The organism is Bacteroides sp. AF32-8BH (genome assembly GCF_003435205.1).
Classification (GTDB): Bacteria; Bacteroidota; Bacteroidia; order Bacteroidales; family Bacteroidaceae; genus Bacteroides; species Bacteroides ovatus.
This window is the reverse complement of sequence record NZ_QVLZ01000016.1, coordinates 1-378: the sequence shown is the minus strand read 5'-3', so window position 1 is coordinate 378 and position 378 is coordinate 1. Positions and strand designations below refer to the sequence as shown.

1 pseudogene is annotated in these 378 nt (G+C 36.5%); it reads right to left on the bottom strand.

From position 1 onward, the window contains the following. Nucleotides 1–266, bottom strand: a pseudogene (locus DWZ47_RS30970) (SMI1/KNR4 family protein); the annotation flags it as partial. Nucleotides 267–378: the final 112 nt, after the last annotated feature.

The window sequence follows — 378 nt, the reverse complement described above, 5'->3', positions numbered from 1 at the left end:
CAGGATTCCTTATCATCTGCCAACGCCTCAAGTCCCATCAGCTCAAATTCATTCCAACGGAATCCGCTATCGCTTTCTCCGTTAAAGTCCTCTATGGAATTAAACCATACATTATCACTTTCATTCGTGATTGTCTGAAACCGTTGTAAAAACTCCTGATAGTCCGCAGGAAGTTCGGAATACCGATTTTGTAAATCAGAGCTTAATTCTTTTCTTTCCAATCGTTCTGTAACGACGAATCCTATATTTTTCAGTGCTTCAATCATATTTTATTTTACGAATTTATAATGTTCTGTGGCTAACCAATCTTGTTTAGGGAGTTGAACCATTTGTTAATAGCATCCAATCTGTTATTCTGTTTAATGGTATCTTCATTTC